Raw genomic sequence first — 18,111 nt, 5'->3', positions numbered from 1 at the left:
GTCGTGTCGCTCCAGATTCCTGGCTACCGCGACTTTCTACAAATCCATCAGGGGCGGCAGTACGTCGTATTCCGTGCCCGGGAGGAGAGGACGGGTGAAGCCCGGATCCTCAAGAGGGTCCAACCCGGGCCCACCGCCGCCCACGCCACCGCCGCGCTCCGTCACGAGCACGAAATGCTAGGCGGGTTGGATATTCCAGGGGTGGTGCGGCCCTTGGGGCTGGAGGAGGTGGCGGGAATCCTGACGCTCGTCCTCGAGGACGCAGGCCCGCTGGATTTGGAGCAGCACCTGTGGCAGCAGCCGCTGGAGACCGGGCTCTTCCTGACGCTGGCCATCCAGATTGCCGGCCTCGTCCGGAGCCTTCACCGGCGCAACGTCATCCACCGGGACCTCAACCCGTCCAACCTCGTCGTTCGGCCCGATACGTGGCAGGTGACGCTGATCGACTTCGGCACCGCGACGAGGGCCACGGGCCTGGTTGGAGAGTCGGAGGGGACGCTGGCGTACATCGCGCCCGAGCAGACGGGGAGGATGAACCGGCTGGTGGACCACCGAGCCGACCTCTACGCCCTGGGCGCCACCTTCTACGAGATGCTCACGGGCGTGCCGCCATTCGTCTCGGCGGACCCCGTGGAGCTCATCCATGCCCACCTGGCCCGGCCGCCCGTTCCTCCGGAGCAGCTCAAGCCTTCCATTCCCCAGGTGCTCTCCGACATCGTTCTCAAGCTGCTGGCCAAGATGCCGGAGGAGCGCTACCAGAGCGCGGAGGCCCTCGAGCTGGACCTGCGCGAGGCCCAGCGGCAGTGGCAGGCGTCCGGCACCATCGCTCCCTTCACGCTCGCCTGGCATGACCTGGCGCAGGAGCTCGTCCTCCCCGACAAGCTCTACGGGCGCGAGCACGAACTGGCCTGGCTGTGTGGTGCCTTGAAGCGTGTCACCGCTGGCCCCAGCGAGGTCGTCCTCGTCACGGGCGATGCCGGCTCCGGCAAGTCCTCGCTCGTCCACGACATGCAGGGGCGATGCGAGGGAAGGGCGCGGTTCCTCTTCGGCAAGTTCGACCAGCTCCACGGCAACCTGCCCCATGCCTCGCTGGTGGAGGCGCTCCGGGGGCTCGTCCGAGGCCTGCTCCAGGAGCCACCCGCCGCCGTCCTCTCCTGGCGCCAGAGGCTGCAGGACGCGCTGGGCTCCTCTGCTAGCGCCATGACTCGCTTCATTCCCGAGTTGGTGCAGCTCCTCGGAGAACAGCCAGCCTCCGCTCCCCTGGGAATCTCCGAGACCGAGGGCCGCTTCCAGCTCTCCCTGCAGGCCCTCATCCAGGTTTTCGCCACTCACGAAAGTCCCCTCGTCCTCTTCATGGATGACTTGCAGTGGGCGGATGGGGGCTCGCTCACGGTGCTCCGGAACCTGGCCACGGCGTCGGACCTCCGCCACGTGCTGCTCGTCGGCGCCTATCGCTCCAAGGAGGTGGGGCCGGAGCATCGCTTGACGCAGGTACTGGGGGCCATGCGCACCGCGGGCGTGGCCCTGCGTACCCTCGAGGTGCCGCCGCTGAACCTCGGGGCGCTCACCCGGCTCTGTAGCGACACCCTCCACCGGAAACCCCGGCAGGTCGAGCCCCTGGCGAAGCTCCTGTTGCGCAAGACGGCGGGCAATCCCTTCTTCGTCCAGAGGCTCCTGCGGTTTCTGCACCAGTCCGGGTTGCTGACCTTCGATGCCGAGCAGAGGGAGTGGAGATGGGACCTGGAGCGCATCGAGCAGGTGGAAGTCACCGAGAACGTCATCGAGCTGATGCTGAGGGCGGTGCGCCGGCTTCCCGTGCTCACCCAACAACTCCTGCAGGTGGCGTCCTGCTTCCGGGACCGGGTGGACCTCTGGCTGCTGGCCGCCGTGGCGGGGAAGTCCGTGGAGGAGACAGCCGAGGCGCTCTGGAGCGCCATCCAGGAAGGGCTCCTCGTCCCCGCGAGCCAGGGCTCCTGCTTCGCGTATGGGACGAGCCGGGGTTCCGGGAGTCCCGAAGCGCGTGCCGCCACCTACTGCTTCGTGCACGACCGCATCCAGCAGGCCGTGTACTCGTTGCTGTCGGATGAGGAGAAGCGCCACCTCCACCGGCAGGTGGGGCGCGGGCTGGTGGGGGGCGTCTCCGAGCACGAGCTCGAGGAGCGGCTCTTCGAGGTGGTCGACTATTTCGACATGAGCATGGAGTCGAGCCGGGACCTGGAGCCCTCCGAGCGGCTCCAGCTCGCCGGGCTGTACCTCCGGGCCGGCAGCAAGGCCGAGGCGACCTCCGCCTTTGGCTCCGCGCTCGTCTACCTGCGGCATGGCCTCGAGTGTCTCCCGCGGGAGGCGTGGGCGTCACACCACGCGCTGGCACTCCAGCTCCACCGGCAAGCGGCGGAGTGTGCACATCTCACCAGCGATCATGCCCTCGCCGAGGAGCTGGTCCGGGCCGCACTGCCCCATGTCACTTCCGACCTGGAGAAGTTGAACCTCTACGAGATTCACGTCATCGCCTACAGCATCTGCCGGGGCTACCTGGAGGCGATCCGGTGGGGGAGGGAAGGGCTGCGGCTGATGGGGCAGGAGCCACCCTCCGAGCGCGAGCTCGAGCGGGCGTTCGCGGACGAGGCTGCCCTCGTGAACGAGAAGCTGCGAGGCCGTACCCGGGAGGAGCTCCTGGGGGTTCCCTCCGCGCAGGACCCGCGGTTCCTCACGCTCATGCGGTTCATGTCGAGCGTCGTCATGGCCGCATGGTTCTCGAACCAGCACCTGTTGTTCGCCTTCTTCCAGGCACGGATGATCCACCTCTCCCTGGAGCGCGGCCACAGCCCCTACTCGGCGCATGCCTACGTGTCCTACGCGATGGTCCTGGGGTCCATGGGCGACTACGACATGGGCATGAAGCTCGGCGAGGCCGGAGTGGAGCTGAGCCGGCGCTACGCGGATCGAAAGCAGGAGTGCCGGTGCCTGCTCATCTTCGCCGCGGGCGTGAGCCACTGGCGGGTGCCGTTCCGGACCAACCTCCCCCTGCTGCGGAGGGCCGTCGCCGCCGGGATGGAGGGCAATGAGTTCCTGTTCGCCAGCTATGCCGCCGCGTACCTGGCGATCCTCCTGTTCAGCACGGGCACGGAGCTCCCGCTCGTCCATGCCGAAGCCGAGGAGAACCTGGTGTTCGTCCAGAAGGTCGGCCACCGGGACATGGTGGGTCTTCTCCTCGCCTACCGCCAGGCCGTCCGGTGCCTCCAGGATCGGACCCACCAGAAGGCGCGCTACGAGGATGACGGGTTCTCCGAGAAGGAGTACGCCGACTCCATTCGCGAGAGCCCCTCGATCCTTTGCGAATACCAGGCGCTGCGTGCCCAGACGTCCTACCTGCTGGGAGACCTCGCGGATGCCCTGGAGATGTCTCGCGCCGCGAGCAAGAACTACCCCCTCATGCAGCCGGCCCTCCCTGGGATCGACTATGTCTTCTACACGGCGCTGACGCTCGCGGCGTGCTACCCCGGGGCTGCCTCGTCCGAAAAGGACTCGCTCCTGTCCCAGCTCCAGGAGCACCTGCATCGGCTCGACACCTGGGCCCAGGGCTGCCCCGAGAACTTCCGCCACAAGCATCAGCTGGTCTCCGCCGAGCTCGCGCGTATCGAGGGCAATCAGGGCGAGGCGATGCGCCTGTACGACCTGGCCATCGACTCCGCCCACCAGAATGAGAACCCTCGGGACGAGGCCCTGGCCCAGGAACTCGCGGGCCGCTACTACCACTCCCTCGGCCACCGCCGGATCGCCTCCCTCTACCTCCACTCCGCCATGAAGGGGTTCGCTCGCTGGGGCGCCACGGCCAAGGTGGCGGCGCTCGAAGAGGAGTTCCCGGACCTCGCTCTGGATGAGGCCCTTCCCTGGAAGACGCCCACCACGCGCGAGCATGCGGAGTCACGGGGCGCCAGGCTCGACCTGCTGAGCATCCTCAAGGCCGCGGAGACCCTCTCGGGCGAAGTGGTGCTCGACAGGCTCCTCGAGAAGCTCATGACGGTCTGCCTCGAAGTCGCCGGTGCGCAACGCGGAGCCCTCCTCCTGCACGAGGATGGCTCCCTCTTCGTTCGAGCCATCGGCTCCACCTCCGCCGTCTCTCTCGAGCGCACCGTCTTCCATTCCTCGCGGCACGTTCCTCCCACCATGGTGGCCCAGGCGTACGACTCCGGGAGCGCCGTCATCCTCGCCGATGCCCGCCGGAGCCCCTTCTCCTCGGACTCCTACGTCGTCTCTCACGCCCTCAAGTCCGCCGTGGCCGTGCCCATCCGCCGGCAGGCCTCCTCCGTTGGCGTGCTCTACCTGGAGAACAACCTGGCCACCCGGGCCTTCGCGCCCGGTCGCATCCGGGTGCTTCAGCTCCTCTCCTCTCAGATGGCCATCTCGCTGGAGAACAGCCTGTTGTTCGAGAAGCTCCACGTGGAAGTGGAGGAGCGCCGCCGGGCCGAGCGCGCCGTGCGTTTCCTCGCGGAGTCCTCGGTGGTGCTCGCCGAGTCCCTCGACTACGAGACGACGCTGGCCCGCATCGCGCGCCTGGCCGTGCCCTTCCTCGCCGATTGCTGCATGGTGCTCGTGCAGGAGGAGCCCCAGACGCTCCACTGCGTCGCCATCGCCTGCGCCAGCACGGCCAAGGAGGCATTGCTGCGCGACATCCAGCGGAGGAATCCCCCTCAATGGGATTCCCAGTTGCCGGGGGTGGTGGCGGTACGCACGGGAGCGCCGCAGTTCATCCCCGAGGTGACCGAGGATTACCTCCAGGCCTTCAGTCAGGAGACGGGGTACGCGGAGCTGATGCGAGCCTTCGGCACCCGGTGTGGTGTGGCCGTGCCGCTGATCGCTCAGGACAAGAGCATCGGCTCCATCAGCCTCTTCCGCGTCACCCCCGAGTGTGGCTACGGGCCCGCCGATCTCGCGCTGGCCCAGGAGATGGCACGCCGTGCCGCCATCTCCATCGACAATGCGCGGCTGTACCGCGAAGCCCGCGAGGCCGTCCGCCTGCGCGACGAGTTCCTCTCCATCGCCTCGCACGAGCTGTACACCCCGCTCACCTCGCTCAAACTCTCCATGCAGGGCCTCGAGCGCGGGAACGCCTCCATCTCCCCCGAGGCCCTCTCCCGTATCTCCCAGAACGCCCGGCTCCAGATACGCCGCCTCACCCGCCTCATCGACGAGCTGCTCTCCGTCTCCCGGCTCCAGGCGGGTCAGGTCCACCTCGAGTTCGAGGAGGTGGACCTCGTGGCCATCACCCGAGGCGTCGCCGAGGACTTCCGTGAGGAGTCCGCCCGCTCCCGTTCACCGCTCCTCATCCGGGCGGACGCCCCCGTCTTCGGCCGCTGGGACAAGACCCGGCTCGAGCAGGTCATCACCAACCTTCTCGCCAACGCCATCAAGTTCGGCAACCGCAAGCCGGTGGAGATCTCCGTCGACTCCAACGAAGGCACCGCGCTGCTCACGGTGAAGGACCACGGCATCGGCATCGCGCCGGACAGGCTGCCGCACATCTTCGAGCGCTTCGAGCGGGCCGTCTCCGTGCGTGAGTACGGAGGGCTGGGCCTGGGGCTCTACATCGCTCACGAGATTGTCTCGGCGCTGGGAGGCTCCGTGCAGGTGGAGAGCACGCCCGGAGAGGGCACGTGCTTCACCCTCCAGCTTCCGCGCGCGGGTCCCCCTGCTTCCGGAGTCGGTGACCCGCAGGCCGCCGGGCATGCGTGACGGCCTGGCCGCGGCCAGGCCCGATGGGCCTCAGGGGCCTCCGTCCTTCACGGGGGCGGCCTTCGGCGCAGGCGCGGCCTTCTCGTCGGCGTTGGCGATGTTCTCGCCTTCGACCAGCTCCTTGTCGTCGCGCATGAAGTCCTGGGCCATCCGGTCCACATCATCGGGCTTGAGGCCGGTGAGTACCACGCTCGCCGCCCGTGTGCGGGTGACGAGCGCCGTCTCACCCAGTGCCCCGTGGATGCGCATCAGCGCGAGGTGGATTTCGGGGTCGAAGGGATCCGCGGCCAGGGCCTCCAGGTAGGCCTGCTTCGCCTTCGGGTAGTCCTTGCGGAACAGGAGGATGCGGCCCAGGTGCACGCTGGTGCTCGGCGAGCCCGGGTGGACGCGCAGCGAGCCGCGCAGCACGGCCTCCGCCTCATCCAGCCGGCGCAGCTCCAGCAGGGCCAGGGCGTACTTGTTGGACACGGACTCGTACTTGTCGCCCACCAGCTTGTGCGCCTTGGCGTACTCCTCGGCGGCGGCCTTGATGCGGTTGCGCTCGCGCATCAGCTCGCCCAGGTGCGCGAACTTGCGCGCCGGCACTTCCGTCACCTCCGCGAAGTCGCCGAACGAGATTTCACGCCCCTTCTTCTTCTCGTCCTGGTCCTTGGCGTTCTCCTTGAGCACCACCTCCTCGCGCGGCAGCAGCTCCTTGGGGAAGGGCTGCTTCTTGATGTGCGCGAGCCAGCTCTTCTCGAAGAGGGCGAAGGGCATGCCCGTGGCCGACTCCACTGCCTTCTTGTCCTGCTTGCCATCGCGCAGGCCGATGATGATCTCCCGCAGGCCCTTGTTGCCCTGCGTGGAGTAGATGTAGTCGATGGCGTAGTAGACCTCGGCGAAGGCGGTGGCCGCGTCCTCGGCGGTGGGCAGCATGGCGATGGACGGATGCATCTTCTCGAAGGGGATGAGCTTGTCCTCCTTCACCCGCCGGCCCAGCAGCGCCAGGGTGGAGGGCGTCATCGCCTGTCCCGGCTTGCCGCGCCAGCGCGACTCCAGGAACTTGGCCAGGCCCTCGTGCAGCCAGATGGGCACCGTGTTGTGGCTCATCTGGCTCACCACCAGGTGGATGTACTCGTGCGCCAGGGTGTCCTGCCAGTCGTAGCCCCGTGCCACTGCCTTGGGGCTCGTCACCATCAGCTTGTTGAACTTGCAGATGGCGATGGTGCCCGTCGTTTGAATCTGCTGGTAGGTGAGGGTGCTGACCTTCGACAGCTCGCGTGCGTTGTTCACCACCTCCACGCGAATCTTGCCCGGGGGCCGGTGTCCCAGGTCCTCGGCGAGCGCGTTGTGGATGGACTCCAGCGTCTCGAGCGCGTACGGCACCAGCACCTCGTCCTTCCCCTTGGGGTAGAAGAAGATGAAGTGCTCGCTCTCCGCGCGGGCGTGGTCCTTCACGATGTTGCGCGTGTCCTTGGCCAGCCGCAGGTAGCTGCCCGGCTTGTCCTCGATGTTGGCCGCCTGGAGCAACTCGACGGCCTCGGTGTAGCGGCCCTCCTCGAAGGCCACGCGGCCCTGGAAGTACTTGAGCGGCTCGATGTCCTCCGGGACGAGGCTCTCCAGCGCCTGCAATTCGCGCCGTGCGCCCGGCACGTCCCAGCCATCCAGCGCCGCCTCCACCTTCCCCAGCCGCTCCTTGGCCTCGGCCTTCAGCGACTCCTCGGCCCAGGCGGGCGCCGTGGTGAGGAGCACGGCCAGCGCGAGCAGCAATCCCCTCGTGGCGTGCATCACTTCACCAGCTCCTCGTAGTAGCGCTTCACCTGGTCCCGGTACTTCTCCGGCGCCCCCTGCTTCATCGCGTCCAGCAGATCCTTCCGGAACTCCTTCGGCGCCTGGTAGGCCTCCTCGTCCGGAATCTCCACCTTGTCGCGCGGGTCGCGCCCGTTGCCCTCACTCTTGCCCATGCCCATGGGCAGGGGCAGCCCGCGCCCCTTGCCCCGGCCGCGCTGGCTCTCCTTCATCTGCTGCTGGAACTGCTTGATGCCCTCCAGCGCCGCCTGCTGCTCGCCATAGCCGCGGTTGGCGTCCTTGCCCTGCATCCGCTGCGCGGCCTCGCCCATCCGCCGGCCGATCTCCTCCATCTGGTCCCCGGCCTCCTGGCCGAAGAGCGGCGCCATCTGCTCCATGTCCTGCATCTGCTGGCGCAGGCCCTTGGCCTTCTCCTCCAGCTCCTCCTGCTGCTGGGCGAGCTGCTGCAACTGCTGCTTCTCCTGCTGGCTCATCTGCGAGCCCGGCGGCGGGAAGAGCGACTGCAGCTTGCGGTTGACGTCCTCCACCGACTTCGCGTCCTTCTCCAGCTTCTCGGCGAGCTGCGCGGACTGCTTCCGCACGTCGTCCGGGTTGCCGTACATCTCGTCGAGCGCGCGCTGCTGCTCGCCGTAGCTGGAGAGCTGCTGCGCCGCCTCGGAGGCCCGCTGTGCCGCCTCGGCCGCCAGGTCGTAGTCGTCCACCTTCAGCGCGTTCTTCACGTTCTCCAGCTCGGCCTGGGCCTCCTCCAGGGGACGCGAGGCCCGGCTGCTGATCTCATCGGGCCGCAGCTGCTGGTAGTTCTTCTGCACCTGCTCGACCTGACGCTGCAGCTCGTCCTTCATGGCCTTGCCGCGCTCGGCCAGCCGGTCCTTGTTCTGCTGCCGCGCCTGGTCGCGCAGCGCCTTGGTGGCGTCGGCCACGCGCTGCTGCTCCTGCGCCGTCTTCTCCAGGTCGTTCATGAACTGGCCGAACTTCTGCGCCAGCTCCGGGAACTGCTCGCCGCCGAACTGGTCCTGCGCCTCGTTCAGGCCGTTGAGCATCTCGTCCATCTGCATGGACAGCTCCTGCAGCTTGGCGAGCGCCTCGTCCGTCTTGCCCTCGCGCATGAGCCGCTCCACCTCGTCGAGCGCGCTCTGCATGTCCTGGTCCTTCATCATCTCCTGAAGGGCCTCGGCGTTGAGGTGCTCGTCGCGGATGCCCTGGCGCATCTCCGCCATGCGCTGCATCAGCTCGTTGATGCGGTTGCGCACCTGTTGAATCTGCTGCATCACCTGCTCGCGCACCTGCTCATCCGGGTTCTGCTTGTACTGCTCGATGAGGTTGGCCAGCTCACGCCTCTCGGAGGCGAGCTGTTTGGCCAGCTCCTGGAGCGCCTCCAGCTTCTGCCGGTCCAGCAGCGACTCCAGATAGAGGATGTCCTTCTCCAGCTCGGAGATTTCATCGTCCACCAGCGCGCCCAGGCGGGCCCCGGTGCCGAAGTCATCGCCGGCCCGGCGCTGCTGGGTGCGCAGGTAGATGCGGCGCAGGTCCCCCGTGGCGCGCACCCGCTGGCCCAGCGTCGCGGAGATGTTGGCGAGCGCGGTGACGAGCTCGGCGGGATTGTCCCGTTCACGGCCCAGCTCCTGGGAGAGCGCGCGCATGTCCGCCACCAGCGTGAGGCCACTGGTGTCCACCGCCTGTCCCGAGGCCACCTTCTGCGCGTCCTTCACCTTGTCCCGGTCCGGGCCCTCCAGGCGATCCGCCAGGTGGTCCACCATGCGGCCCCAGATGGCCTCGGCCTTCTCCAGGGCGGCGCGCAGGTGCTCGGCGGCGCTGTAGACGCGCAGCACCTGGGTGCGGCTCACGCCCCGCTTGGGGCCCTCCACCGCGTCGTTGTCCTTCGCCTCGATGTAATAGGAGATGCGGTCTCCCGGCTGCACCTTCAGCGTGCCCAGGTTCCACTTGTAGAGGCCCTTGTCGCGGCGCCCATCCTCCTTCGGCAGGGGAATGCGCGTCTCCTCTTTCGCGCCCGGTGTCCGGAAGACGAGCGCCAGCCCGTTGAGGCCGTAGTCGTCGGTGGCCTCGTACTTGAGCGTCACCTCCTGGCCCGGGTCGATCTCAATCTCCGCCGCGGGCGTGAGGAGCTGGACCTGGGGCGGGGTGTCCGCCTCCACGTTGAGCGGGATGTCCGGCCCGGTGGCGATGGGCTTGCGGCCCGTGCCGTAGAAGAGGAAGTGGTAGTTGCCCGTCTTCTTCGCCACGAAGGTGCCGGCCAGCTCGCGCTTGCCGGTGACGGTGAGCGGGAGCGTCTCGCCGTTGACGACGAGCTCCGCGCGCTCCACCTCGCGGTCCGAGCGCGTCTTGAGCTGCACCTCGGTGCCGGCCGGCGCGCTCACCTCGCCGTTGGTGCCCGGCACGGTGCGCTGGGTGAGTCCCGTGTAGGCCGGGTAGCGGTACGTCAGCTCGATGTCGCCGGTGATGGGCTCGCGCTGCTCGGCCGTGGCGCTCTGGCTCGCGGACTCGAGCGCCTTGCCCAGGCCCACGCGCCACTGCGCGCCCGCCAGGCCCAGCACCACCGCCAGCACGAGCGCCACGCCGCCCAGCACCAGGCCCGCGTGCTTGAGCCGCGTGCCGTCCACCACCGTGCCCGCGTCCACCTGCTCGGCGCGCAGGTCCATCTGCCGCAGGAAGGCCTCCGCGAGCTCAGCCGAGTGCTGCGAGTCGCGGCCGTGCTCGTGCGACAGCTCCACCGCGGCGAGCACGTCCAGGGACAGCTCGGGCCGTCGCTCGCCGATGAGACGCGCGGTGCGGACGTCGTCACCCACGGTGCGCAGGGAGAGCCAGATGCCGAAGGCACAGGCCACGAGCGTGCCCGCCACCGGGGAGAGCATCAGCACCCAACGGCCAGCGGCCGGGGCGGCGAGTGCCAGGAAGCCACCCGCCACCGCCAGGAGGAGCAGGGTGGAGGTGCCCAGCAGCGCGCCTTGCAGCCAGAGCTGGCGGCGCTGGCGGGCTCGTACCGCGGCGAGCAGCCGCTCCACGCCATGCGAGCGGGGCTCCTCGCGAGGCTCCGATGGCGGAGCGGGAGGCTGCGGGGGTAGCGGAGGCGGGAGCTCCGGGCCTGGGGTCTGCGGGGATTCGAGGTTCACGCTGTCACGTCCGCTCGGTCGTGTGGCAACCCATGGCCGGGCCACCTATTTCCCGAATCTGTAGCAGGCCCGGGCGCGCGGCGCGTCTCCCAGCTCTCCGGACGGGTTCCACGCGCTTCCGGGTGTCTGCCGGTGGAACCTTGTCGGGGAGCCGGGAGGCGAGGGGTTCAACGGCTGGCGGTCTTGCTCGAGGCGGCCTCGTCGTCCTTCGCCAGGGGTAGGTGCCCCTCGGGGCCGGACGGGGGAGTCCCGTTGGGGTGGTCGGCCGGGGCGTCGCCGGCGCCCAGCTCCTCGGCGAGCGCGGTCAGCACGTCCTGGGCGCCCGCGAGGCGGGCGTGCGACATGCGCGAGATGGCCCGTTGCACCGCGGACTCCACCGTCCCCGTGGTGGGGATGTCCATCCCACGGCCCGCGTCGGTGAGGGCGAAGAGGGCCTTGCGCCCGTCGAGCGGGTCCGACTTGCGCTCGAGCAGCCCGCGCTTCTCCATGCGCTTGAGCACGCCTGTGAGCGTACTGGGGTGCACGTGCATGATTTGCGCGAGCCGGCCTGCGGTGATGCCCGGGAAGCGGCCCACGAGCCGGAGCACCAGCCGTTGAGGGCCCGTCAGCCCGAGAGTGGCCTCCATGCGCTTGGACGTGGATTGCAGACCATGGTCCACGGCCCACAGCAGTCGCATGAACTCCAACACCTCTCCCAGCACAGGGGCCTTGTTCGCATCTGCGGAAGACTGCGTACTGACCTCTTCGTTCGGCTTCATTTCTACGGTGTCCCCCAGAATGCCTTCATTTCTACAGTGTCCCCCAAATTCCACCCGGGTGTCGCCTGTCTCATCTTTGGACAGATCGTACGCATAGGACCCACCAGGGTAGAGAATGTATTGCGTGGAGCGCGGATGCGGGACAGGACGCACCGGCGCCCACCTGAGGACGGTCCATGTATTTGTTGGGTTCCCTACCTTTTTACTCCCCGAGCCGGATGGCGATGATGCAGTGCGTCAATTCGGCGCCGAGGGATACCGGGGGGAGCGGCCAGGGGAGGGCGGAGGAGCGGGGGCGCGCCCCCGTTGAGCCCGGGAGGGGTGGCCCGCTTGGGGGCGCGGTAACACCGAGAGGGACATGCAACAGGTCGAACTGAGAGGCGATGACGAGGAGACCTTCCTGCATCCGTCGGAGCTGGAGGAGGAAATCCGGCGAGGACGGGTGCTCAGCTCGGCCGAGGTCCGCTACGTCCCCTGGACAGGGACGGAGTTCGCCCGCATCGAGACGATCGCGACGTTGGCCAGCGCCGTGGATGCACCCGCGGCCCGAGCGGCGGCGCGGCTGGCGAAGAAGCCCTTCCCGTGGGCCACCGCGCTCCTCTGCGTGCTGCTGCTGCTGGCCTTCTTCCTTCAGGCCAGGCTCGGCCAGATGGGGCTGGCACCCGAGCGGCTGGGCGCTGTCGGGTTCGAGCCGACGATACTCGAGGCGGCCTGGTGGAGCCCGTGGACGGCGCCCTGGCTCCATGCCCACGCCCCGCACCTGTTTTTCAACCTGCCGCTCCTGGCCTACAGCTGCTTCCGGGTCGAGCGGGTGCTGGGCATGACGGGCCTGCTCCTGGTGCTGCTCGGGGCGAGCCTGGGGGCGGCGCTGCTCATCGTCCCTTTCTCGGCTCTGCCGGTCGTGGGCTCGTCGGTGCTGGCCTACGGCGCCTGGGGCGCCCAGCTGGGCCTGGGGCTGCGGCTGGGGGAGGCCATCCCTCGAGATCAGCGCGCCGCCTACGGCTGGCGCTCCTACGTGCTGTTCGTCTTCTTCCTCCTGCTGCCTAGCTTTTCGGCTCCGAGCGTCTCGGTGCTGGGCCACGTGGGCGGCTACCTCGGAGGGCTGGCTGTGTCGCTGTGGGCCCGCCCGGAGACGCTGGCACCTCGCACGGGCAAGGCCCTCACGCGGCTGCGCGTGCTGGGCGCCAGCCTGGGCCTCCTGGCGCTCCCGGCGGGACTGGCGTGGCTCCTGGCCTCCTCGCCAACGCTGCTCTGCTCGCTCAGCCGGCACGCCGGAGTCCCCAGGGACGGGCTGGAGTTGTCGATCTGCTGGCGCATGGCAAACCACCCGGGCTCGCTCGCGGGGCTGAACGCGTGGCAAGTGGGCCCGAGCTCCGACAGCGCCGTCTTCGCGGCCTCCCACCTGCTCCGGCAGCCGGATCAACTGGATCCCGAGCTGCTGCACCAGGACTGGGAGCGGCGCCTGGGAGGCTCCGTCACCCGGACCGAGGTCTCGGCCCTACAGGAGGGCTGGCGGGCCTGGACGTTCACCGGGCAGAACCGCAGCGTTTTCGAGCAGGCCCGCGTGGAGGGAATCCGGATTTACCGGATCGGCTGGTACACGGAGCGCTCCGTGACGCCGTCCCGCCAGGCGTTCTACGAGGCCGTGCTGAAGACGGTTCGGCTGTCCGAGCCGGCCGAGTTGAAGAGCCGACGGGAAGCCTGGTCGAAGCTCCAGGATTCTCCGCAGCGCACCTTCGAGTATGGCGAGGCCTTGCAGGACCTCGGGCGCTACGACGAGGCCCTGGCGCTCTTCGCGCGGCTGGAGACCCGCGACGACGGTTGGGAGTGGGAGTCCACCCGGGCTCGCTTCCAGATCTGCTCCGCGCATCCTCGCCTGGTGGCCTGCGGGGGCACCTGGCGCGAGGACTGGCTGAAGAAGGCGACGCTGGAGGACGTCGAGATCCGCATGCCGGCCATCCAATGGCTGGTGGCCGAGGGCCGCTGCCCGGAGGCCCGGACGCAAGCTCGTCGGCTGGAAGGCGTGCCCGAGGTAGATCCCGAGGAGGTCAAGCAAATCCTGAGCATCTGCGAGGCGCCGCGATAGTTCCAGCATGAACCACGCGCACCTCTTTGAAGACGCCGGTTATGACGAGGTGGATGCGTAGGCGCTGGACTCCTGCAGCAACCCCGCTCGTTCGAGCGACGCGCGCACCTGGTCGGCGAGGGCGACGTGCGCCGGGTTGTCCACGGTGAAGCGCTCCGGCGTGAGGATGACGAGCGTGCCCTTGTCCTCCACGGGCTCTACGCGCACGGGTTCTGGCAACGGGGGCACCTCTCCCCGGCGGCGCGAGAAGTACATGAGCCAACCCGTGTAGGGGGGGCCTACGGGTTCTTGCCTCAGCTTTCGATAGCCATGCGAGAAGACCCCACCGTGGTCTGGCTCCCAGGCCAGAGCCATGGCGCGCACCACCTCTGTCATGACGGGTGCGGAAAGTATCCGCGCCTCCTCTGGGTCTTTCGAGGGCGGATAGAGAAGGCACACGTTGGGAGAGTATTCCGAGGCGGTGCCACACGTGAGACTGATGTTGCTACCGCACCTGATTCCATTCCAGGCACTAAAGTTGAACCCATCCTTGTCTGTCTTGCCAAATCGATACGTCTTCCGGCTGAAGAAACGCAGGAAAGTCTCGTATGTGGGCTCGAACTGGAGTTGGAGTGCCTTCTTGAGAGACTTCGCCTGCTCGAACCAGTGGGTGTAGAGAGGATCGCATTGCGAGAGCAGCCGGATGAAGGCTTCCGTGCGCCGGGCGCATTGCTCGGCGGATTCGGCGCGTGCCGGCCAGTAGACTCCCGCGTAATAGGTCTCTTTCATGGGTGACGTGCCTCAGGGCTGCGGTCGGGTATAGACAACGGTGATACCTCTGATGCTCGCGTCCTCGAACAGTTTGTTGATGATGTCCACCATCCGGGGCTCCGCCACATGCCAGCGGATGGGTACACCCTGGGCGAACTGGAGCTGTCTCTTGGCCGCCTCAACGAGCCCGTTGGCGCCTTGATAATATTCCTCGTATTCGAAATTCTCGTCGAACCACTTGTCGTAGCCAGGGCCCTTGGCGTCGAGCAGGAAACCGTCCTGGGGGTTGTACCCGTCGAAGTCCATATACTCATCGCCCAACCAGACACGATACACCCAGCCCGGGGGCGCCTTCGTCACCTGTGACTGGTACTTGCGTGCTCGCGGCTTCATGCCCTCGTTCTTGGGTATCCACTTTCCCGGCCCGCCCGCCGGTGGCGTCCACGAGACTCCGCCCGCTGCCGCTACGCCTACCGACGCCATGTGCAACACGTAGGTGGCGCTGAGCGCCCCTCCCGCCACGGCGACAGCACGCCCGGGTATCGCCACCAGTTGCAGCGCCAGCTCGCCCTTGCCCGTCAGAGACAACAGGGGCATGGAGAGGCGGCTCAGCTTGTCGCCCCATAAGGCCGCCGCGGCCGCCCCCTCACCCGCGGTGCCCACCGTCAGCAGCACGTGCGTGGTGAGCCGTGAAATGAGCCGCACCTGCTCGCCTCGTGGCTTGTGGCGGAAGGACTCCCAGTACTCGGGAGCGTTCTGGACGAGCTCGCGCACCGCGCCCGGCAACCGGGCGAGGCCTTCCAGTGTGTCCCAAGGGTGGATGAAGGTATTGACGAGCCCCTGCACCGAGTCCACCAGCGCCAGCCCCGCTCCCTCCAGCGCGGGCAGCAACACCCCGTTATCCGGCACGTAGGGGCCGAGCGGCTGCGCATTTCGGGGCACCTCCAGCCCCGTATCCACCGGCCACAACTGTCCGTCCTCAATCGCGTAGAAGGGGCCCACCTCGTACCGGCCGGCGCGCAGGGTGCCGTCTTCGGCCAGCCGCACCTCACCGGCCTTCTGCACGGCCTCATCCGTGATGGGCCGCACCAGGTAGCCGTCTGGCCGCAGCACGCGCAGCCGGTGGAAGCGGTCCATGCGCGCGTGCAATTCCTCTCGTGATACCGGCTCCGACCCTGTGGCCACCTCCAGCAGCAGGTGCACCGCCATGCGCTTCCGGGCGAAGTCGCCCAGCGTTGCCTCCGCGTTCAGCAGGTGCGGCAACAGCCGCAGCGCCTGTTCGGGCGAGAGGGTGCGCCCGTCTACTGGAAGTGCCTCGGCGGGTACGCCCGCATGCACCAGGAAGCCCTGGAAGTAGTCCAGGCTCATGGGCACCGTCCAGGGACGCCCGTCTCCTACTCCATCCGGCCAGCCCACTTGGCCCTCGCCCCCATCATCCAGCGTGTCATCTTCGCTGGCCGCCATCGGACGGTGTGTCCGAGTTGGGGTCTTCGTCAGGGCCTCATCCGCCAATGCTTTGAGAGTGCTCTCTCCTTCGCCTCCCGGGCTTTCCGGGTCACCGTCCTTATTGGCTGCTCCCTTGCTGCCTGGCGGTGAAGTTGGAACGGAACTGGAGCTCGTCGTGGGCCGCTGCTTCAACGCGCGTGGAAAGGCTGGCGTCAGGGAGTTGGAGTGCAGGCCTGGAAACAGACTGGCTGGAGGGGCGCCGGTGGCGCATCCAGCCAATGCCACCGCCGCAACCATGGCCAATGCAGCAGCGGAGTACCCGCATCCGCGTACGCGGGGGGCAGGGTAATGCACGGGCATGGGGCAGGCCTCCGAGGAATTAGGATTCCAGATTCTACCTGTCCAGCCCGGCCCTCCCGGGGCGGCCGTCACGCAATGAGACCGTGCCGTGAGGAACAGAGGTGGCCGCGCGTGCCGCGGCGGAGCACCGGGGATTGCCGCCTCCGCCCTCAGATGGCGAAGTCGCCGAGGAACACCTTGGCCATGCGCACGTCGGCGTGGACGAGGTCGCCCTCGACGACGCCCAGGTTCTCGAACTCGGCGCGGGGCACCTCGACGGTGATCGTCTCTCCGGAGGGCAGCTTGAGCAGCACCTTCACGTAGCCGCCCACGGACTTCAGGCGCTCGACGAGCACGGTGCTGGAGCCGTTGGCCCCGTTGGCGGGCTTGGCGATCTTGATGTCATGGGGGCGGACGAACGCGTGCACCGCCTCGCCCTCGCGGGCGCTCTGGGGCGCCTCCACCACGAGGGTGCCCACCTCGGCTCTCCCGGATCGGACGTGTCCGCGCAGGATGCTGGTGCCGCCCACGAAGGAGGCGACGAACGGCGTGGCCGGCCGGTCATAAATCTCTTCCGGAGGGCCCGCCTGGGCCACGCGCCCGTCCGAGAGCACGACCACGTGCTGTGAAATCTCGAGCGCCTCCTCCTGGTCATGGGTGACGAGCAGGGTGGTGACGCCCGTCTGCTCGTGCAGGGAGTGGAGCCACTCGCGCAGCTCCACGCGCACGCGGCTGTCGAGCGCGCCGAAGGGCTCGTCCAGCAGCAGCAGCTTGGGGCGGATGGCGAGCGCCCGGGCGAAGGCCACGCGCTGCCGCTGTCCGCCGGAGAGCTGTCCGGGGTAGCGCTTGCCCAGGTCATCCAACTGCACCAGGCGCAGCATCTCGTCCACACGCGCCTCGATGTCGGCGCGGGGCAGCCGGCGCGTCTCCAGCCCGAAGGCGATGTTCTGCCGCACCGTCATGTGCTTGAAGAGCGCGTAGCTCTGGAAGACGACGCCGATGCCCCGCTTCTGCACGGGCTGGTGGGTACAGTCCACGCCCTCGATGCGCACGGAGCCAGAGTCCGGCAGCTCGAGCCCGGCGATGAGGCGCAGCAGGGTGGACTTGCCCGCCCCGGAGGGCCCGAGCAGCGTGGTGATGGCCCCGGACGGAGCGTGGAACGACACGTCCGAGACAGCGGGTGTTCCCCCGGCGGTGAAGCGCTTGGTGAGCTGCTCGACGATGACACTCATGGGGACTCCGCCTTCCACTCGACGTACTTCTTGACGGCCAGGGTCACCAGCGCGAGCACCGTGAGCAGCGAGGCCACGGCGAACGCACCGGAGAGGTTGTATTCGTTGTAGAGAATCTCCGCGTGCAGCGGCAGCGTGTTGGTCACCCCGCGCACGTGGCCGGAGACGACGGACACGGCGCCGAACTCGCCCATCGCGCGGGCGTTGCACAGCAGCACGCCGTAGAGCACGCCCCACTTCACCTTGGGCAGCGTGACATGCAGGAAGGTGCGCCAGCCGCTCGCACCCAGGGAGAGCGCGGCCTCCTCCTCGTCCTGCCCCTGCGCCTGCATGACGGGCAGCACCTCGCGCGCCACGAAGGGGAACGTCACGAAGACGGTGGCGAGCACGATGCCGGGCACCGCGAAGATGATGTGGATGTCATGCGCGTCCAGCCAGGGCCCGAGCCACCCCTGTCTGCCGAAGAGCAACACGAAGATGAGCCCGGCGATGACGGGCGACACGCTGAAGGGCAGGTCGATGAGCGTGAGGAGCACGTCCCGGCCGGGGAAGCGGAAGCGGGCGATGAGCCACGCGGCGGCGAGCCCGAAGACCAGGTTGAGGGGCACGGCGATGGCGGCGGCCAGCAGGGTGAGGCGGATGGCGGACCAGGACTCGGGCTCCTGGATGGTGGCGAAGTAGTAACCCACGCCCTTCTGCAGGGCATAGGTGAAGACGGCGACCAGCGGCACCACGAGGAAGACGCCGAGGAACACGAGCGCCAGCCCAATGAGCAACCAGCGCACGGCGGCGGGGCCGGAGACAGTGCGTCGGTTGCGGCGTGGAGCGTGCGAGGTCGGGTGCATGGCGGA

At 68.3% G+C, this 18,111-nt stretch carries 9 protein-coding genes; 2 read left to right on the top strand and 7 right to left on the bottom strand.

The window, feature by feature from the left end:
- The first annotated feature begins 3 nt into the window (after nucleotides 1-3).
- A complete protein-coding gene (locus tag DAT35_RS25080) occupies nucleotides 4-5,733 on the top strand; it encodes an ATP-binding sensor histidine kinase (RefSeq protein WP_108069657.1) in 5,730 nt (1,909 codons plus the stop codon).
- 30 nt (nucleotides 5,734-5,763) lie between these two features.
- Here the strand turns inward: DAT35_RS25080 and DAT35_RS25075 are convergent, their stop codons facing one another.
- From DAT35_RS25075 to DAT35_RS25065, 3 genes are all read right to left on the bottom strand, one after another.
- Nucleotides 5,764-7,500, bottom strand: a complete 1,737-nt coding sequence (locus DAT35_RS25075; protein ID WP_108069656.1) for a tetratricopeptide repeat protein — start codon at nucleotides 7,498-7,500, stop codon at nucleotides 5,764-5,766.
- A complete protein-coding gene (locus tag DAT35_RS25070; RefSeq protein WP_108069655.1) occupies nucleotides 7,500-10,649 on the bottom strand; it encodes a DUF4175 family protein in 3,150 nt (1,049 codons plus the stop codon). Before DAT35_RS25070 ends, DAT35_RS25075 begins: the two co-directional genes overlap by 1 nt.
- A 167-nt stretch (nucleotides 10,650-10,816) precedes the next feature.
- On the bottom strand, nucleotides 10,817-11,407 hold the full coding sequence (locus DAT35_RS25065; protein WP_108069654.1) for a MarR family winged helix-turn-helix transcriptional regulator: 591 nt from the start codon (nucleotides 11,405-11,407) through the stop codon (nucleotides 10,817-10,819).
- A 358-nt stretch (nucleotides 11,408-11,765) separates the two neighbouring features.
- On the opposite strand from DAT35_RS25065, the gene DAT35_RS25060 reads away from it, so the two are divergent.
- On the top strand, nucleotides 11,766-13,493 hold the full coding sequence (locus tag DAT35_RS25060; protein WP_108069653.1) for a rhomboid family intramembrane serine protease: 1,728 nt from the start codon (nucleotides 11,766-11,768) through the stop codon (nucleotides 13,491-13,493).
- Nucleotides 13,494-13,532: 39 nt separating this feature from the next.
- Here DAT35_RS25060 and DAT35_RS25055 read toward each other — a convergent pair whose 3' ends face one another.
- The 4 genes from DAT35_RS25055 to cysW form a co-directional block, all read right to left on the bottom strand.
- Nucleotides 13,533-14,261 (bottom strand): immunity 52 family protein, encoded by a 729-nt coding sequence (locus DAT35_RS25055; RefSeq protein ID WP_108069652.1) that lies wholly within the window; start codon nucleotides 14,259-14,261, stop codon nucleotides 13,533-13,535.
- 12 nt (nucleotides 14,262-14,273) lie between these two features.
- On the bottom strand, nucleotides 14,274-15,707 hold the full coding sequence (locus tag DAT35_RS25050; RefSeq protein WP_158501863.1) for a Tox-REase-5 domain-containing protein: 1,434 nt from the start codon (nucleotides 15,705-15,707) through the stop codon (nucleotides 14,274-14,276).
- A gap of 491 nt (nucleotides 15,708-16,198) precedes the next feature.
- Nucleotides 16,199-17,260: a sulfate/molybdate ABC transporter ATP-binding protein gene (locus DAT35_RS25045; protein ID WP_108069650.1), complete on the bottom strand. Its 1,062-nt coding sequence runs from the start codon at nucleotides 17,258-17,260 to the stop codon at nucleotides 16,199-16,201.
- Nucleotides 17,257-18,105 (bottom strand): sulfate ABC transporter permease subunit CysW, encoded by an 849-nt coding sequence (gene cysW / locus DAT35_RS25040; RefSeq protein ID WP_108069649.1) that lies wholly within the window; start codon nucleotides 18,103-18,105, stop codon nucleotides 17,257-17,259. Before cysW ends, DAT35_RS25045 begins: the two co-directional genes overlap by 4 nt.
- Nucleotides 18,106-18,111 lie beyond the last annotated feature (6 nt).

Origin of the sequence: Vitiosangium sp. GDMCC 1.1324, assembly GCF_003044305.1 — a bacterium.
In the GTDB taxonomy this organism is placed as follows: Bacteria; Myxococcota; Myxococcia; order Myxococcales; family Myxococcaceae; genus Archangium.
Note: the sequence above shows the minus strand (reverse complement) of the source record. Positions and strands in the feature narration are given on the sequence as shown.

Coding starts and splice junctions, on each gene's coding strand:
- DAT35_RS25075 (WP_108069656.1), bottom strand. CDS start 7,500: ATGCACGCCACGAGGGGATTGCTGCTCGCGCTGGCCGTGCTCCTCACC.
- DAT35_RS25065 (WP_108069654.1), bottom strand. CDS start 11,407: ATGAAGCCGAACGAAGAGGTCAGTACGCAGTCTTCCGCAGATGCGAAC.
- DAT35_RS25060 (WP_108069653.1), top strand. CDS start 11,766: ATGCAACAGGTCGAACTGAGAGGCGATGACGAGGAGACCTTCCTGCAT.
- DAT35_RS25055 (WP_108069652.1), bottom strand. CDS start 14,261: ATGAAAGAGACCTATTACGCGGGAGTCTACTGGCCGGCACGCGCCGAA.
- DAT35_RS25050 (WP_158501863.1), bottom strand. CDS start 15,707: ATGGCGGCCAGCGAAGATGACACGCTGGATGATGGGGGCGAGGGCCAA.
- DAT35_RS25045 (WP_108069650.1), bottom strand. CDS start 17,260: ATGAGTGTCATCGTCGAGCAGCTCACCAAGCGCTTCACCGCCGGGGGA.
- cysW (WP_108069649.1), bottom strand. CDS start 18,105: ATGCACCCGACCTCGCACGCTCCACGCCGCAACCGACGCACTGTCTCC.